We start from the raw sequence: 17,001 nt of genomic DNA on the forward strand, positions 1-17,001 counted from the left end.
TTTTGCGTGTTCGAAATTTCCGTGTTCGATTACCTGAACGCCTGAAACACACCCTGAAATATCCCCGCCCATTGAAACCACCCCCCACCTGCCCCATCTAACACCCATACCCCATTGCGCAGGTGCCCCATGAGCGACCAGCAAGCATTCCCTGAAGACCCGAGCGAATACGCCGATCCCGAGAACGCCGAACACCCCTCCACCGGCAAAGGCCTGGCCCTGCCGGGCCAGAATCTACCGGACAAGGTCTACATCATCCCGATCCACAACCGCCCGTTCTTCCCCGCGCAAGTGCTGCCGGTGATCGTCAATGAAGAGCCGTGGGCCGAAACGCTGGATCTTGTCAGTAAGTCCGATCACCACTCCCTGGCCTTGTTCTACATGGACACGCCCCAGGAAGACCCGCGCCATTTCGACACCTCGGCCCTGCCGCTCTACGGCACGCTGGTCAAGGTGCACCATGCCAGCCGCGAAAACGGCAAGCTGCAATTCGTCGCCCAGGGCCTGACCCGGGTGCGCATCAAGACCTGGCTCAAGCACCATCGCCCGCCGTATCTGGTGGAAGTCGAATACCCGCACCAGCCCACCGAGCCGACCGACGAGGTCAAGGCCTACGGCATGGCGCTGATCAACGCGATCAAGGAGTTGCTGCCGCTCAACCCGCTGTACAGCGAAGAGTTGAAGAACTACCTCAACCGCTTCAGTCCCAACGATCCGTCGCCACTGACCGACTTCGCCGCCGCACTGACCTCGGCCACCGGTGGTGAGTTGCAGGAAGTGCTCGACTGCGTGCCGATGCTCAAACGCATGGAAAAAGTCCTGCCGATGCTGCGCAAGGAAGTCGAAGTCGCGCGCCTGCAAAAAGAAATCTCCGCCGAGGTGAACCGCAAGATCGGTGAACACCAGCGCGAGTTCTTCCTCAAGGAACAGCTCAAGGTCATCCAGCAGGAGCTGGGTCTGACCAAGGACGATCGCAGTGCCGACGTCGAGCAGTTCGAGCAACGATTGGTGGGCAAGGTGCTGTCGCCGCAGGTGCAAAAAACGCATCGAAGAGGAAATGAACAAACTGTCGATCCTCGAAACCGGCTCGCCAGAGTACGCGGTCACCCGCAACTACCTCGACTGGGCGACGTCGGTGCCGTGGGGCGTGTACGGCGAGGACAAACTCGACCTCAAGCACGCCCGCAAGGTGCTGGACAAACACCATGCCGGCCTCGACGACATCAAGGACCGCATCCTCGAATTCCTTGCGGTCGGTGCCTATAAAGGCGAGATCAGCGGCTCCATCGTGCTGCTGGTCGGGCCGCCGGGCGTGGGCAAGACCAGCGTCGGCAAATCCATCGCCGAATCCCTGGGCCGGCCGTTCTACCGCTTCAGCCTCGGCGGCATGCGTGACGAAGCCGAGATCAAGGGCCACCGCCGCACCTATATCGGCGCGCAACCGGGCAAGCTGGTACAGGCGTTGAAAGACGTCGAAGTGATGAACCCGGTGATCATGCTCGACGAGATCGACAAGATGGGCCAGAGCTACCAGGGCGACCCGGCCTCGGCGCTGCTGGAAACCCTGGATCCGGAACAGAACGTCGAATTCCTCGACCACTACCTCGACTTGCGCATGGACCTGTCGAAAGTCCTGTTCGTCTGCACCGCCAACACCCTGGATTCGATTCCCGGCCCTTTGCTGGACCGGATGGAAGTGATTCGCCTGTCGGGCTACATCACCGAAGAAAAAATCGCCATCGCCAAACGTCACCTGTGGCCGAAACAACTTGAAAAGGCCGGCGTATCCAAAGCCAACCTGGCCATCAGCGACACCGCGCTCAAGGCACTGATCGATGGTTACGCCCGTGAAGCCGGGGTGCGCCAGCTGGAGAAACAGCTGGGCAAACTGGTGCGCAAAGCGGTGGTCAAGCTGATCGACGAACCGGACGCGGTGATCAAGATCGGTCCGAAAGACCTCGAAGCGTCCCTCGGCCATCCGGTGTTCCGCAACGAGCAGGTGCTGTCCGGCACTGGCGTGATTACCGGGCTGGCGTGGACCAGCATGGGCGGCGCGACCTTGCCGATTGAAGCGACGCGCATTCATACGCTCAACCGTGGCTTCAAGCTCACCGGGCAACTGGGTGATGTGATGAAGGAGTCGGCGGAAATCGCCTACAGCTACGTCAGCTCCAACCTGAAGTCGTTTGGCGGTGATCCGAAGTTCTTCGACGAAGCCTTCGTCCACCTGCACGTACCGGAAGGCGCCACCCCCAAAGACGGCCCGAGCGCCGGCGTGACCATGGCCAGCGCCCTGCTCTCGCTCGCCCGTAACCAGGCACCGAAAAAAGGCGTGGCCATGACCGGTGAACTGACGTTGACCGGGCATGTACTGCCGATTGGCGGGGTGCGTGAGAAGGTGATCGCGGCGCGGCGGCAGAAGATTTTCGAATTGATCTTGCCGGAGCCCAATCGTGGCAGCTTTGAGGAACTGCCGGACTACCTGAAAGAAGGGATTACCGTGCACTTCGCCAAGCGCTTTGCGGATGTAGCGAAAATATTGTTTTAACGGAACATGAACCTGACTGGGCCAGACTAATCATCTGGCCTTTTTTTTGACAAACAGAAATACAATTCGGCGGTAAACCTAGCAGATTTGATAGCTCCTTCTTCCCGTCATTGGCTGTACCTTCAAGGCTTGAACACGTCGTGCTACTGCACATCAAAGAGATAAGCCAATGGACATCAATCAACGACGAAGCTTTGTCGACAACTGCGTTAAAAATGAAGTTGAATTTCGCCGCTGCTGCCAAAACAACAATTTGAAGGCCACTATTCAAGGCCAGCCGGATTTCAACTCCGAAGCGTTTTACACCAGCGTCGGCTCCCGCGAGATTCTGGCTATTTTCAAGGGTGGTGAAAAGAACACCCCGCTTGCTCGAGCGTTTGATTTTTACCTGCCGAGACAGATCGAGACGGGCATCTACGAACTTAACAAACCGGGGAACCTGATCGAAATCGCTTTTACTGCGGGCCAGCCTCCTGTTAGCCGTTGGGCACTTGAAGGCGTCATGAACTTGTTTGTGAACACTGGCAAGACAGGCTACACCGGCATTTTTAATGTCAAGTTCAATGATGGACAAAATAATGAATTTTCATCCAGGGGTGAGTTTTCGTTTGTTTTGGATAGTTGACTGTAAGGCATTAAACAAATAGCCGTATTCGCATGACCGGGCACCCGTTTTGTACTGTTCTGAGAATCATCCAGCGCCTGCAAGACTGCTTTCGCGAGCAGGCTCGCTCCCACAATTGATCTCTGGTGTTCACAGACTGTGTGATCAAACAGTTTTCTATTATGGGAGCGAGCCTGCTCGCGAAGGCGTCGGCATTCACAACACAGACGTCTGGATCACACCACAGCCCAACGGTCACACTTTGTCTCATCTTCAGTTATGCTCGCCGTTCGTCGTGAATGCCGGAGCCGCTGCCCTTATGTCCCCTACTCGCCTGTTTGTCCCGATCGCCCTCTCCTTGCTGGCCGCGTGCGCCACGCACCCCAAACAAAACGTGACCGTGGAAAAACAAAGCGAATGTCCGGTGCGCCTGAGCAACGGGCAAAACCTGATTGTCAGCCTGCCGAGCAATCCCACCACCGGTTATCGCTGGGCGATCCAGGACTCTGCCGGCGGTGTGTTACGCGCCCTGAGCCCCGAGGTTTACAGCAACCCCGACGACGGCGGTATTGTCGGCAGTGCCGGCTTGTCGACCTGGCGCTTTCAGGCGTTCGCCATCGGCACCGGGCGTTTGCGCCTGACGTATTCGCAGCCGTGGGAGCCGGAAGTCCCGGCCGTGAAAACCTTTGACTGTGCGATTTCGGTGAACTGACCGTGGGCTGGCTGATTCTGGCGCTGATGGGCGCGGTGACGTTTCTCTACGGGGTGAGCGTACACGCCGCGTTGCTGTGCCTGCTGGTCAAGCCGCTGCCGGTCCTGGCTTTGCTCGGCTGGCTGCACGATGCGCCGCCCACCGACTATCGACGCTGGATCAGCCTGGGGCTGATTTTCTCTCTGCTGGGCGATGTGTTGCTGGCCTGGCCGGGGGATTTGTTTGTATTTGGCCTGGGGGCGTTTCTGGTGGCTCACCTGGCCTACCTCAGGGCCTATTTGAGCGATTGCCGGCGCCTGGCGCTGTTGCCGCTGATGCTTGCACTGGGCGTTGGTGCTGCTTTGCTGGGGATTCTGATTTCCCACGGGCTGGGGCCGTTGCTGATTCCCGTGATTGTCTATGGCCTGGCCATCAGTGCGATGCTGTGGCGGGCGCTGGCTCGCCTCGGCAGCGGCGTGCCGAAACGCTCGGCACTGCTGGCGGCGGCGGGTGCGTTGGCGTTCGTGTTTTCCGATAGCGTGATTGGCATCAGCCGGTTTGTAGTGCCGTTCGAGGCGGCGCCCTATGTGATTATTCTCAGCTACTGGCTGGGGCAATGGGGAATTACGGCGTCGGCGTTTACTCAGGAACGACGCTGAACCCCTCACCACAGCAGCCCTCTGCCCCTTCAGCCAGCGGTTTATCAGACAACCCGCGCATCCCCCCGCCAATTTGGCTAAAATGCCGGCCTTTTCCACCTACGCCGCTGGAACCGCCGTGAGCAAAGAACCCGATCGCCTTTTCGCCCAGCCTTTGGCCCAGGTGCCTGACTTCGCCTTTAACGAGGACGTGGTGCGGGTATTCCCGGACATGATCAAGCGCTCGGTGCCGGGTTATCCGACCATCGTTGAAAACCTTGGCGTACTCGCCGCGCAGTTCGCTCAACCCAACAGCGTGCTGTACGACCTGGGTTCGTCCTTGGGCGCCGTGACTCAGGCCCTGCGCCGACATGTGCGCACCGACGGTTGCCGCGTGATCGCTGTGGATAACTCCGCCGCCATGGTCGAGCGTTGCCGCGAATACCTCAATGGTCAGGACTCGATGTTCCAGGAACTGCTGCCGGTGGAGGTCATTGAAGGCGACATCCTCGCCCTGCAATTCCAGCCGGCCTCGGTGGTGGCGCTGAACTTCACCCTGCAATTCATCGCACCCGAGCAACGTACGGCCTTGCTCTCGCGCATCCACCAGTCGCTGCTGCCGGGCGGCGCGCTGATTCTCTCGGAGAAGTTGCGCTTCAACGATCCCCAAGAGCATGCACTGCTCACCGACCTGCACGTCGCGTTCAAGCGCGCCAACGGCTACAGCGAACTGGAAATTGCCCAGAAACGCAGCGCCATCGAAAATGTCATGAAGCCCGACAGCCTCGAAGAACACCGCGAACGCCTGTTGGCCGCCGGGTTCTCGAAAGTCGTGCCGTGGTTCCAGTGTCTTAACTTTGCCTCGTTGATTGCCTTGCCATGATTGATCTGTCTCCCCTCGCCCGCCGCCTGGCCGGTACGCCGCTCGCCGACTGGGCCAATACCCTGCAAGCACAGCTCGACAGGAAAATGGAAAAGGGCCACGGCGACCTGGAGCGCTGGCAAAGTGCGCTGGACGCCTTGCCGAAGATCCAGCCGAGCGAAGTCGACTTGCTCAACGGCCTGAGGCTGGACACCGATTGCGACGACGAAACCCGCGCGCAGATGCGTACGGCGCTGATGGGTTTGTCGCCGTGGCGCAAGGGGCCGTTCGACCTGTTCGGTGTGCATGTCGACACCGAATGGCGTTCGGACTGGAAGTGGTCGCGGGTCGCCCCGCATCTGGACCTCAAGGGCAAACGCATCCTCGATGTCGGTTGCGGCAACGGTTACTACATGTGGCGCATGCTCGGCGCCGGCGCGGACAGTGTGATTGGCGTCGATCCGAACTGGCTGTTCTTCTGCCAGTTCCAGGCCGTGCAGCGTTACTTGTCCGAGCCCAATGCCTGGCATCTGCCCTTCCCCTTCGAAGACCTGCCGCCGAACATGGAAGGCTTCGACACGGTGTTTTCCATGGGCGTGTTCTACCACCGCCGTTCGCCGATCGAGCATTTGCTGGCGCTGAAGGATTGCCTGGTCAAGGGCGGTGAACTGGTGCTGGAGACATTGGTGATCGAAGGCGATCAACAGCAGGTACTGGTGCCGGAAGACCGCTACGCGCAGATGCGCAACGTGTGGTTCCTGCCGTCGGTGCCGGCGCTGGAGTTGTGGTTGCGCCGTGCAGGCTTCAGTGATGTGCGTTGTGTGGATGTCAGCACCACCACTGTTGAAGAGCAACGCGGGACGGAGTGGATGAAGTACCAGTCGCTGAGTGATTTCCTGGATCCGGACGATCACGGCAAGACGGTTGAAGGGCTGCCGGCGCCGATGCGGGCTGTCATTGTGGCCCGTAAGTAAACACTCGATCGTCCAGACAACAGAGATCCCCTGTGGGAGCGAGCTTGCTCGCGATGAGGCCATAACATCCAATATCAATGTTGAATGTTAGTCCGCCATCGCGAGCAAGCTCGCTCCCACATTTGATTAGTGTTCAGTCAGTGAGTTTTGCTCTTCTGGCCCGGAAAAACTCGCTCAACACCGCCCCACACTCCTCAGCCAACACCCCGCCCTCAAACACCACCCGATGATTCAAAAAGCCCTGGGTAAAGAACTGCCCCTGGCTCTGCACAATCCCGGCCTTGGGCTCCAGCGCGCCGTACACCACCCGCGCAATCCGCGAGTGGACGATCAGCCCGGCGCACATGCTGCACGGTTCAAGCGTCACATAGAGGGTGCTGCCGGGCAGGCGATAGTTGCTGGCGGCCAGTGCGGCGGCGCGGATCGCGACCATCTCGGCGTGAGCGCTGGGGTCGTTGCCGCTGATCGGGCAGTTGAAGCCACGACCGATGATTTCACCGTCCTGCACCAGCACCGCGCCCACCGGCACTTCACCGAGCGCTGCGCCTTGGGCAGCAAGGGCCAGGGCTTCGCGCATGAAGTCGCGATCGCGGCTGCGATCAATGATGGCGTTGGGGCGTATCTGACGCATCACGCTACCTCGATGGCGGCCATCAGGCCGGTTTCCATGTGGTCGATCACGTGGCAATGGAACATCCACACGCCCGGATTATCCGCCACCAGTGCGACTTGCGCGCGTTCGTTCTTGCCCAGCAGATAGGTGTCGGTGAAGTACGGGATGACCTTGTGCCGGTTCGAGGCAATTACCTTGAAGCTCATCCCGTGCAGGTGGATCGGGTGCTGATACTGAGTCATGTTCTTCAATTCGAAAATATAGCTTTTGCCCTTTTTCAGGGTCGCAATCGGACGATCCGAACAGGTCTTGTCCGTGATGTCCCACGCCTTGCCGTTGATCTGCCACAGGCTCGGCGGTTTACCGTTATCGACATTGACCGATACCGAGCCGACCCACTCGAAATTGAAGTTGAGTTTCTCGGCATTGGCCAGGTCCGGCTCGGCAATCGGGTTGGCCGGCAGCGCGGGCGGCCATGGTGTCGGCGCATCGCTGTTGGCCACTGAACGCAAAGTGCCCAAGCGCACCGAGCCGTTGCGCAGGGACAATTCTTCACCCGCCGCCGGTGCCTTGATCGCCAGACAGATGCGCATGCCCGGACCGAGCCAGTACTCCTTGCCGAGCGGACGCGGCTCGACGGGGTTGCCGTCCAGCGCGTAAATCTGCGCTTCAGCGCCGGGGATATTGATGCGGTAGGTCAGGGTGTTGTCGAGGTTGAGCAACCGCACGCGAGTGATCTGCCCGGCGGGTAACTCAATCACCGCCTGCGACACGCCATTGATCGTCGACAAGCGCCCCGCCGTACCGCCGCGAGCGGCTTCGCGAGGAATGCTGAAGGCGACGAACGCGCCCTCTTCATCGACGTGCCAGCTCTTGAGGCTCAGGGTTTTCTCGTACTTGAAACCGGTGGGCTCGCGTTCTTCGATGATCAGCGGGCCGACCAGACCACGACCGAGCTCTTCGCTGCTGTTCACATGCGGGTGATACCAGTAGCTGCCGGCGTCCGGCACGCGGAATTTGTAGTCGAAGTATTCACCCGGCAGCACCGGCAGTTGCGAGACATACGGCACACCGTCCATTTCCAGCGGCAGGCGAATGCCGTGCCAGTGAATGGTGGTCGCCACCGGCAGGTGGTTGATGAAACGCACCCGCAGCCATTCGCCCTGGCGTACCCGCAGCTCGGTGCCCGGCACCGACGGGCCGAACGCCCAGGCTTGGGTCTTGTGCCCGGCCACCAGTTCAACGTCCAGCGGGGCGGCAATCAGTTCGTAGTCGTGACCCGCCTCGGCGTCGGCCATTTTCCCCAGCCAGTACCGCGACGCGCCACCGGCCCCCACGCCAACTACGACAAGACCGGCCAGACCACCGAGTATTTGGCGACGGGTAAAGGACATGAACTCAACTACCTCACGTATCAGCGGCGGGCCAGACACCCGCAAAAGGCGAATACGATACACCTGCGGTTGAGAAACAGTAAGGGCGGGGCGGCAATGGGACACAGGGACATCAGGGCCGGCAAAGCAGCTGTGGCGAGGGAGCTTGCTCCCGCTGGGGCGCGAAGCGGCCCCGAATCCAGCCATCGCGTTGCTTCAGGTATACCGCGCTGGGCGGTTTACGACTGCTTCGCCGCCGAGCGGGAGCAAGCTCCCTCGCCACAAGGGATCGGTTAAGGCTGAAGGCCAGTGATCAGATGCACCACCCCGTCATCCAGCAGCATGACGCCCGGCACACCGGCCATTTTCAAAGCCTGGCGGTTCACTTGCGCCACATCCCGCAATTGCACCCGTACCCGGCTCAGCGCCACGGGCTGCTGTGACTTGAGATTATCCACCCCGCCCAACGCGGCCACGACATCCTCGGCCAAACCTGCAACCGGTTGAACAGCCTGCTTGGGCTCATCCACCACCATATCCGGGGTCAACGCTTTCCAGAACGCCCGCTGCATTTTCTCGAACATGCTCAGTTCTCCAGAACCAGTGAAGTATCAACCACCGCGGCGTGATAAAGCCGCAATGCCTCGCGCACCTGCTCGGCACTTTCCAGTCCCAGCACTTGCCGGGCAATGGCCTGGCAATCCGTCAGATTCGCTTCACGTACCGCCGCTTTCACCGCTGGAATCAGCGGCACACTCACCGACAACTCGTCCACCCCCAGCCCCAGCAATAACGGGGTCGCAAGGGTTTCCGAGGCCAGCGCACCACACACGCCCACCCACTTGCCGTGGGCATGGGCAGCCTTGACCGTGGTGGCGATCAGGCGCAGCACCGACGGATGAAAGCTGTCGGCCTGACTGGCCAGGCGCGGGTGATCGCGGTCCATGGCCAGCGTGTATTGGGTCAGGTCATTGGTGCCGATGGAAAAGAAGTCCACCTCTGGCGCAAACAGGTCCGCCATCAATGCCGCTGCCGGCACTTCGATCATGATCCCCAGTTTCGGCAACTCCGTGAGACCCAGCGCCTGCGCCTCTTCTTCGAGCAGTTGCCGGGCCAGACGCAATTCGCTGAGCTGGGTGACCATCGGCAGCATGATATGCAAACGGGCCAGCCCGGCACTGCCAAGGATCGCCTTGAACTGGTCGCGCAGCAGTTGCGGACGCTCCAGGCACAGGCGAATTCCGCGCATGCCGAGGAACGGGTTGGTTTCACTCTCCATCGGCACGTAGGCCAAGGGCTTGTCGCCGCCGACATCCAGCGTGCGCACCACCAGATTGCGCGTCGGTCCCAGGGCGCGGGCGATGGCGCTGTAGGTGGACGCTTGTTCGTCATGGCTCGGCGCGTGGTTGCGATCCAGATACAGAAACTCCGAACGCAACAATCCGACGCCCTCACCGCCCAGGCTGATGGCCTGTTCGGTTTCATTCAGCGAGGCGACGTTGGCCGTCACCTCGATGTGATGACCGTCGCGGGTACAGGCCGCCAACGCGGCGTGGGCGAGTTCGTGTTGATGGCGTTTTTGTTGTTGCTGACGGTCGGCCTGAAGCTGCTCGATGGCAGCGAGATCCGGATCAAGGTGCAGCTCACCCTTGTCGGCATCCAGCAACACTTGCGTGCCATTGACCAGCGCCAGCACCTGAACAGGCAAACCGCAGACCGCCGGCAAGCCAGCGGCCCGGGCCAGAATCGCGACGTGGCTGGTGGCGCCACCCCCCACCGTGGCGAACCCCAGCACTTTGCGGGTATCGAGCCCGGCAGTCTGCGACGGGGTCAGTTGCTCGGCGATCAGGATCGCCCCCTCCGGCACATCCATCACCTGATCCTGCACGCCCAGAATCCGCTTGAGCACCCGTTGCCCCACATCCGCCAGGTCTGCTGCCCGCTCCGCCAATAAGGGGCTGCCGAGACTCTTGAACTGAACCGCCGTCGCTTCGGTCGTCGCCCGCCAGGCGAATCCGGCGCTTTTGCCTTCGCTGATCAGCGACTGGGCCTGATCCAGCAAACCCGGGTCTTCGAGCAGTTCCTGATGCGCCTTGAATATCTCGCCCTGGGCGTCGCTGTTGGCGTTGTCACGCAGTTGTTGCAAGTCCCGCTGCGACTCGCTCAAGGCCTGAGCCAACTGTTCACGCTCAACCTGCGCGCCCTTGCCGAATTCGCTCACGTGCAGTGTCTGCTCGGCGATCTGAACGACCAGACCAAACGCCGAACCTGCGGATGCGCAAACCCCACGCAGTACCGTCTGCGCGCACGTCTCGGTCGGTTGCACATCCGCCAGCACCGTCACGCTTTCGCCGCAACCGGCGACCAGCAGCTCGCTCAGGGTTTTGATCGCAACCTGCGCATCCGGCCCCACCGCGCTGACTTGCACCCGATCACCGTGCGCCGTTTGCAACGCCATGATCGCCACCAGGGATTTGGCATTGGCGCTGTCCTGCTGTCTATGCAGATGGATGCTCGCCGAAAAGCCTTTCGCCGCCTGGGCAAACACCGCCGCCGGACGCGCGTGCAAGCCGTTCGGGTTGGCCAGGGTCACCGGTTTGGAGAACAGTGCTTCGCCCTGATCAGCCAATAGCTCATCCCTCACCTGCCCGGCGGAGTTCAGACTCAGCAGCGGTTGGCCGCTTTCCACCAGACCCGCTTCGGGCACCAGCCAGGTGAACGGTTCACCACTGACCACCAGCATCAAGGTCAACAGACTGCGCGCATTCAAGGCGATGTAATCGACATCAAATTCGATCAGAGCCTGACCCGCCTCCACCCGCTGACCTTCTTCCACCAACCGGGTAAACCCTTTGCCCGCCAGGTTCACGGTATCGAGGCCGATGTGCATCAACACCTGCACACCGTGGTCGTCGGTAATGCTGACGGCATGACCACTGGTCTGCACATTGCTGATCACCCCGGCCAGTGGCGCGCACAAGGTTTTAGTTGTCGGATCGATGCACAAACCGTCACCGATCACGCGGCTGGAAAACACCGGATCGGGCACCTGGTCCAGGGGCATCAGTACGCCGGACAGCGGCGCGAGCAGTTGCAAATGTTGGGGTGTGGCCATGACGTCACCTGCTGTTTTGTTCTTTTAAAAGACGCTTGCGATACTTTGTAGGCGCTACCGAGGTTATGCGTTTATTTCCACCAGTACTCGACCTGCAATCCGACATTGGCACCGTGGAGCGCCGTGCCGAAGGCGCCGGTGTCGGACAACGCCGAGCCCGCCGCCAGTTCATTGGCTGCCCGTTTGGCCGCCTCGTTCCAGCTGGCATAGGTGTAATACAGGCGCACCTCGGGGCGTTCCCAGAACTCCGGGCCCTTGGGCGACCAGGTCGGGGCGAAGGTGAACTTGCTCAGCTTGCGCGTCCCGCCCGGCGCGTCAACCTGATCGTGGCCCAACTCGGTCACCAGCTTGAACTGCTCGGTAATCGCATACGCCGGGCGCACGCCAATGGACATCCAGTTCTGGTCGGCACCGTCCGGGCGGATGTCTTTCTGATAGACCGCCTCGATCTGGCCGCCAAAGCGTGGCGTCACTTGCCAGTCGAAGAACTCCACCACGCGATAACTTTTGTTGCTGTCGTCCAGCTTCACGTTACCGGTATAACCCAACCCGGTGCCGGGGCCTTCGCCGTACTGGAAGGCCAGTTTGTTCTTGCCGCCCAGAAAGCCTTTCTGCACATGCTGGGTGGTGATCGCCCAGCCACGGTGAGCATCCTGGCTGTCGGGTTTGTCGATGTAACTCAGGCCCACCTCCAACTCGCCACCGGGGTTGATCTTGAACCCGGCGACGTTGAAGTCATGCCGGTTGATGTAGTCCTTCTGGTACAGATTATCCTTGCGCGAGAGGGCGTAGCTGTATTTCAGATCACCGATCTGCACGTCTTCGATTCCGCCGCCGGTGGCGCTCTGGTTCCAGTAGTAGAAGTCGGAAATGTGGATGTCGTTCCGCTTGTAGTAACGCCGGCCGGCCCACAGCGAACCACCGTTCAGGCTCGGCAGGTTTGACCACTGCGTATACAGCTGCGGCATGCGCACCGAGCCGTTATCACCGTTGAAGGTCAGGTCCTTGTCGTACTGGTTGTACAACGAAGCCATGCCATCGACGCTCAACACCGAACCGTCGTCCAGGGTGTAAAGATCCTGGCGTAACTCCAGTTCGGCGTACTGCTCGCATTCGTTGCCCAAGCGATATTTGGTCTGCGCCCCCGGCAGTTGGAAGCACTGCTGTTTGCCGCTGTTGACCGAGGTCCCGATGCCGCTACGCAAGTAACCGGCGAACTCCAGCGCCTGGGCCGACAGTGGTAATGCCAGGCAAACACCTGCTGCTACAAGGCTGCGATTTATTATTGTTTTCAAGAGCCACCCCATTATTTTTATTGTGTGCTGCAGCAAAAACGGCGCGCAAAAGTCCCCCGCGCAGCGTTCTGCGTGTTTTTGAATCGGTATGTTTTAGTGGTTGGTCAGGTGCAGGACGAACGACTCAAAAGGCCGCAAAAACACCTGCCGATTGCGCGGCGCAGAGTCCGGGTAGTTGCTGATCACCAAGCGCTGCGTCATTGCTTCGCTGATCACCTCAGCCGGCAATTCAACTTCACAGGAGGTGCCGTAGAAGTTGTTCAGCACCAGCAATCGCTCACCCTGGCCTTCACGCACATACGCCCAGACTTGCGCATGCCCAGGCAGCAACTGCCGGTACACGCCGTCGGACATCAAGGCTTCACGGCGGCGCAAAGTGATCAACTGCCGGTAGTGATGCAGCACCGAATCAGGGTCATCAAGTTGGCTGGCAACGTTGATTCGTGCAGCGTTGGCCGGCACACCGATCCACGGTTCGGCCACGCTGAAACCGGCATTCCGCTCGGCATTCCAGTGCATCGGCGTACGGCCGTTGTCACGGGACTTCTGCATGATCGCCGCCATGTTATCGGCGTCACTCACACCGGCCTCGCGCTTGAGTCGATGAATGTTCAGGGTCTCGACATCGCGGTACTGGCCGATGTGATCGAAACCCGGATTGGTCATGCCCAGCTCTTCGCCCTGATACACGAACGGCGTGCCCTGGAGGAAGTGCAACGCCGTGCCGAGCATCTTCGCCGACACGACTCGATGCTCACCGTCGTGACCAAAGCGTGAGACCACTCGCGGCTGATCGTGATTACACCAGAACAGTGCATTCCAGCCGCCACCGGCCTGCATGCCGATTTGCCAGTCAGAGAGGATGCGCTTGAGTTCGAGGAAGTCGAAATCGGCGCGAACCCATTTTTGCAGGTTTGGGTAATCGACCTTCAAGTGATGGAAATTGAAGGTCATCGACAGCTCTTTCGATTCAGGCCGCGAATAGCGAATGCAGTGCGCCAGGCTGGTGGAGGACATCTCGCCGACGTTGATCAGATCATGCCCTTCGAACACTTCGCGGTGCATTTGCTGCAAGTAATCGTGGACGTTCGGGCCGTCGGTGTAGAAGCGCCGACCGTCGCTGTTGTCCTCAGGAAAGTCCGCCGGTTTGGAGATCAGGTTGATCACGTCCAGACGGAAACCACCCACGCCTTTGTCGCGCCAGAAACGCATCATTTTGAAGACTTCGGCGCGCACCTTCGGATTGTCCCAGTTCAGGTCGGCCTGGGTGTGGTCGAACAGGTGCAGGAAGTACTGACCGGTCTGGGCTTCGTACTCCCAGGCCGAACCGCCGAACTTGGATTCCCAATTGTTCGGCTGGTCGCGCCAGATATAGAAATCACGGTACGGGTTGTCGAGGCTGCTGCGAGCCTGCTGGAACCAGGTGTGTTCAATCGAGGTATGGTTGACCACGATGTCGAGCATCAACTTGATCCCGCGCTTGCCGGCTTCGGCGATCAGCAGTTCGCAGTCAGCCATGGTCCCGTAGCTCGGGTCGATGGCGTAGTAGTCGCTGATGTCGTAACCGTTGTCGCGCTGGGGCGAACGCAGGAACGGTGTAATCCACAGGCAATCGACGCCCAGCCAGTGCAGGTAGTCGAGCTTGGCCACGACGCCGAGCAAATCACCCGTGGGGTTGCCGGCGTGGCTGTGAAAACTCTTCGGGTAGATCTGGTAGATCACCGAACGTTGCCAGTCTTGCATGGCGTTATTCCTTCAGTAAGTTTTGTAACGCCCCTTAGGGCCTCATCGCGAGCAAGCTCGCTCCCACAATTTGGAATGCAATCAACTGTGGGAGCCGGGCTTGCCCGCGATAGCGATCTGTCAGGCAACCCGAAAACCAGGCCGGACAATCTTCATGCTCAACCCGCAGGTCAAAACAAACGGCACGACCATGGCAATGATCATCCCGATCACAAACATCGGGATGAACTGCGGAATGATCGAGATAAAACCGGGCAGCCCACCGACGCCAATCGCCGAGGCCTGGACCTTGTTCAGCGACAGGAAGATGCAGCCCAGCGCCGAGCCGATCAACGCGCAATAAAACGGAAATTTGTAGCGCAGGTTGACCCCGAACATCGCCGGTTCGGTGATGCCGAAATACGCCGAAATCGCCGAAGTCGAGGCCATGCTTTTGTCCCGCACGTTGCGGGTGGTGTAGAACACCGCGAGCGCCGCGCTGCCCTGGGCGAGATTGGACATGACGATCATCGGCCAGATAAAGGTGCCGCCCTGAGTGGAGATAAGTTGCAAGTCGACGGCGAGGAACATGTGGTGCATGCCGGTGATCACCAGTGGCGCATACAGCAGTCCGAAGATGGCCCCGCCGACCATTGGCGCCAAGTCAAACAAGGCGACCACGCCTTCGGTGATGAGAATCCCCAGATGCCGGGTGACCGGGCCGATCACGGCCAGCGCCAGTACGCCGGTGACAACAATGGTGGTGATCGGCACCACCAGCAGTTGCACCGCATTCGGCACTCGCGCCCGCAGCCATTTTTCGATCACGCTCATGACGTAGGCTGCCAGCAGGATCGGCAGGATCTGGCCCTGATAACCGACCTTCTCGATCTTGAACCAGCCGAAAATATCGAAGTACGGCAAGCTCTGACCGTCGAGCCCGGCCACCGCTTTGCCGTAGTTCCAGGCGTTGAGCAGGTCGGGATGCACCAGCATCAGGCCGAGCACGATGCCGAGGATTTCGCTGCCGCCAAAACGCTTGGCCGCCGACCAGCCCACCAACGCCGGCAGGAACACAAACGACGTATTGGCCATCAGGTTGATCAGGCTCCAGATACCGTCGAGGTCCGGGTAAGCATCGAGCAGCGTCTTGCCCTCGATGAACATGCCTTTGGCGCCGATCAGGTTGTTGATGCCCATCAGCAGGCCAGCAATGATCAGCGCCGGCAGGATCGGCATGAACACATCGGAAAACACCCGCACCAGTCGCTGCATGGCGTTTATCTTGTCGGCGCTTTTTTGTTTAACGTCGGCGATGGTCGACGCGGCCAGGCCGGTTTGCCGGCGCAGTTCGGCGTAGACCTTTTCCACTTCGCCGGGGCCGATCACCACCTGGAACAGACCACCGGTGAAGAACGAGCCCTTGACCAGATCGATCTGGTTCAGCGTGGCGCTGTTGACCAGGCTCGGGTCCTTGAGGGCCAGGCGCAAGCGCGTGACACAGTGCGCGGCCTGTTCGAGGTTGTCGCTGCCACCGAGGCTGTGCAGCAGCTCGCTGGCGATATTCGGATAGTCGTGGCTCATGCTTGTTCTTCCGTTGTCGTTTTTTGTTATTGGCAGCACGCCGAAACGAAAAGTACTCGTCTGTACGAGTTAAAGCAACAACTCGTACAGACGAGTTTGATTTTGTTTATCCTGATCACGTCAGGCGACGATATTTCCTACCTCCCAAGTCAAAGAAACCCAAAGCCGCATGGACAAACCCCTACCCTGCCCTTAAGGTTCCAAGCCTTCAGTACAGCGCGGCATAGAGCCATCCCCATGAGTAAATACAACCAGATCTACACCGATCTGCTTGCCAGCATTACCACCGAACGTCTGGAACGCGGCGCCCGGTTGCCTTCTGAAACCGAATTGATGGAAAGCTATCAGGCCAGTCGCGGCACTGTGCGCAAGGCCATCGAGCAGTTGCAGGAACGCGGCTTCGCGCAGAAAATCCACGGCAAAGGCACCTTCGTGCTGTCGACCAACCCGATCGAGTTCCAGCTCGGCGGCATCGTCAGCTTCCAGGAGACCTATCCACGGCTGGGCAACGACGTCAGTACCGAGGTGGTCGAATTCGCTCAGATGCCGCTTGAGGGTGCGCTGCTGGAGCACATCAAGGCCGAGGAAGGCAGCCAGATCACACGAATCAAACGGGTGCGGCGCATCGACGGCAAACGGGTGATCCTCGACATCAACCACTTTGTCAGCGATGTGATTCCCGGCCTGTCCCCAGACATCGCCGAACAATCGATCTACGCCTTCATCGAACAGACCCTGCAACTGCAAATCGCCTACGCCCAGCGCACCATCGAAGCAGTGCCTCGAAGCAAGGACGACCAGTTGCTTCTGGACCTGGACGGCCAGAGCCATGTGATCGTGGTCAGTAACCAGACGTTTTTGCAGGATGGCCGCCAGTTCGAGTACACCGAGTCGCGGCATACGCTGGACAAGTTCTATTTTTCGGATGTGGCTCGGCGCTGATTCGCACAGGGTCAAAGGTTCTATTCCGTGCTTCAGGCCC

13 protein-coding genes and 1 pseudogene are annotated in these 17,001 nt (G+C 59.9%); 7 read left to right on the forward strand and 7 right to left on the reverse strand.

The window, feature by feature from the left end:
- Window positions 1–129: 129 nt before the first annotated feature.
- From lon to cmoB, 6 genes and pseudogenes are all read left to right on the forward strand, one after another.
- Window positions 130–2,548, forward strand: a pseudogene (gene lon, locus POF45_RS10080) (endopeptidase La).
- A gap of 169 nt (window positions 2,549–2,717) precedes the next feature.
- Window positions 2,718–3,173 (forward strand): hypothetical protein, encoded by a 456-nt coding sequence (locus tag POF45_RS10085; protein ID WP_282315608.1) that lies wholly within the window; start codon window positions 2,718–2,720, stop codon window positions 3,171–3,173.
- Between the two features lie 298 nt (window positions 3,174–3,471).
- Window positions 3,472–3,864, forward strand: coding sequence for a protease inhibitor I42 family protein (locus POF45_RS10090; protein WP_259496312.1), 393 nt, complete (start codon window positions 3,472–3,474; stop codon window positions 3,862–3,864).
- Between the two features lie 2 nt (window positions 3,865–3,866).
- Window positions 3,867–4,502 (forward strand): lysoplasmalogenase, encoded by a 636-nt coding sequence (locus tag POF45_RS10095; RefSeq protein WP_259496314.1) that lies wholly within the window; start codon window positions 3,867–3,869, stop codon window positions 4,500–4,502.
- 82 nt (window positions 4,503–4,584) lie between these two features.
- On the forward strand, window positions 4,585–5,364 hold the full coding sequence (gene cmoA / locus POF45_RS10100; protein WP_282315609.1) for a carboxy-S-adenosyl-L-methionine synthase CmoA: 780 nt from the start codon (window positions 4,585–4,587) through the stop codon (window positions 5,362–5,364).
- Window positions 5,361–6,317 carry a tRNA 5-methoxyuridine(34)/uridine 5-oxyacetic acid(34) synthase CmoB gene (gene cmoB, locus POF45_RS10105; protein ID WP_259496318.1) on the forward strand — a complete coding sequence of 319 codons (957 nt, stop codon included), beginning with the start codon at window positions 5,361–5,363 and terminating at the stop codon, window positions 6,315–6,317. Before cmoA ends, cmoB begins: the two co-directional genes overlap by 4 nt.
- Window positions 6,318–6,450: 133 nt before the next feature.
- Here cmoB and tadA read toward each other — a convergent pair whose 3' ends face one another.
- From tadA to treP, 7 genes are all read right to left on the reverse strand, one after another.
- Window positions 6,451–6,948 carry a tRNA adenosine(34) deaminase TadA gene (tadA, locus tag POF45_RS10110; RefSeq protein ID WP_282315610.1) on the reverse strand — a complete coding sequence of 166 codons (498 nt, stop codon included), beginning with the start codon at window positions 6,946–6,948 and terminating at the stop codon, window positions 6,451–6,453.
- Complete coding sequence (locus POF45_RS10115) at window positions 6,948–8,324, reverse strand: multicopper oxidase family protein (protein ID WP_282315611.1); 1,377 nt, start codon at window positions 8,322–8,324, stop codon at window positions 6,948–6,950. The genes tadA and POF45_RS10115 overlap by 1 nt, the downstream gene beginning before the upstream one ends.
- Window positions 8,325–8,596: 272 nt before the next feature.
- Entirely contained in the window at window positions 8,597–8,887 is a 291-nt protein-coding gene (locus POF45_RS10120; RefSeq protein WP_259496322.1) for a PTS sugar transporter subunit IIB, read from the reverse strand.
- Window positions 8,888–8,889: 2 nt separating this feature from the next.
- The gene (gene ptsP, locus POF45_RS10125) at window positions 8,890–11,418 is read right to left on the reverse strand and encodes a phosphoenolpyruvate--protein phosphotransferase (protein ID WP_282315612.1); all 2,529 of its coding nucleotides are present in this window, start codon (window positions 11,416–11,418) and stop codon (window positions 8,890–8,892) included.
- A gap of 71 nt (window positions 11,419–11,489) precedes the next feature.
- Entirely contained in the window at window positions 11,490–12,713 is a 1,224-nt protein-coding gene (locus POF45_RS10130; RefSeq protein WP_282315613.1) for a maltoporin, read from the reverse strand.
- 93 nt (window positions 12,714–12,806) lie between these two features.
- Window positions 12,807–14,456, reverse strand: a complete 1,650-nt coding sequence (gene treC / locus POF45_RS10135; protein ID WP_282315614.1) for an alpha,alpha-phosphotrehalase — start codon at window positions 14,454–14,456, stop codon at window positions 12,807–12,809.
- A 120-nt stretch (window positions 14,457–14,576) separates the two neighbouring features.
- Complete coding sequence (gene treP / locus POF45_RS10140) at window positions 14,577–16,019, reverse strand: PTS system trehalose-specific EIIBC component (protein WP_282315615.1); 1,443 nt, start codon at window positions 16,017–16,019, stop codon at window positions 14,577–14,579.
- Window positions 16,020–16,256: 237 nt separating this feature from the next.
- On the opposite strand from treP, the gene treR reads away from it, so the two are divergent.
- Entirely contained in the window at window positions 16,257–16,961 is a 705-nt protein-coding gene (gene treR / locus POF45_RS10145; RefSeq protein WP_282315616.1) for a trehalose operon repressor, read from the forward strand.
- Window positions 16,962–17,001 lie beyond the last annotated feature (40 nt).

The sequence above is a fragment of the Pseudomonas fungipugnans genome (assembly GCF_029955235.1).
Classification (GTDB): Bacteria; Pseudomonadota; Gammaproteobacteria; order Pseudomonadales; family Pseudomonadaceae; genus Aquipseudomonas; species Aquipseudomonas fungipugnans.

What these genes read in the sequence shown, in the direction of transcription:
- POF45_RS10085 (WP_282315608.1), top strand. Translation starts at nt 2,718, where the DNA reads ATGGACATCAATCAACGACGAAGCTTTGTCGACAACTGCGTTAAAAAT.
- POF45_RS10090 (WP_259496312.1), top strand. Translation starts at nt 3,472, where the DNA reads ATGTCCCCTACTCGCCTGTTTGTCCCGATCGCCCTCTCCTTGCTGGCC.
- cmoA (WP_282315609.1), top strand. Translation starts at nt 4,585, where the DNA reads ATGCCGGCCTTTTCCACCTACGCCGCTGGAACCGCCGTGAGCAAAGAA.
- cmoB (WP_259496318.1), top strand. Translation starts at nt 5,361, where the DNA reads ATGATTGATCTGTCTCCCCTCGCCCGCCGCCTGGCCGGTACGCCGCTC.
- tadA (WP_282315610.1), bottom strand. Translation starts at nt 6,948, where the DNA reads ATGCGTCAGATACGCCCCAACGCCATCATTGATCGCAGCCGCGATCGC.
- POF45_RS10115 (WP_282315611.1), bottom strand. Translation starts at nt 8,324, where the DNA reads ATGTCCTTTACCCGTCGCCAAATACTCGGTGGTCTGGCCGGTCTTGTC.
- POF45_RS10120 (WP_259496322.1), bottom strand. Translation starts at nt 8,887, where the DNA reads ATGTTCGAGAAAATGCAGCGGGCGTTCTGGAAAGCGTTGACCCCGGAT.
- ptsP (WP_282315612.1), bottom strand. Translation starts at nt 11,418, where the DNA reads ATGGCCACACCCCAACATTTGCAACTGCTCGCGCCGCTGTCCGGCGTA.
- treC (WP_282315614.1), bottom strand. Translation starts at nt 14,456, where the DNA reads ATGCAAGACTGGCAACGTTCGGTGATCTACCAGATCTACCCGAAGAGT.
- treP (WP_282315615.1), bottom strand. Translation starts at nt 16,019, where the DNA reads ATGAGCCACGACTATCCGAATATCGCCAGCGAGCTGCTGCACAGCCTC.
- treR (WP_282315616.1), top strand. Translation starts at nt 16,257, where the DNA reads ATGAGTAAATACAACCAGATCTACACCGATCTGCTTGCCAGCATTACC.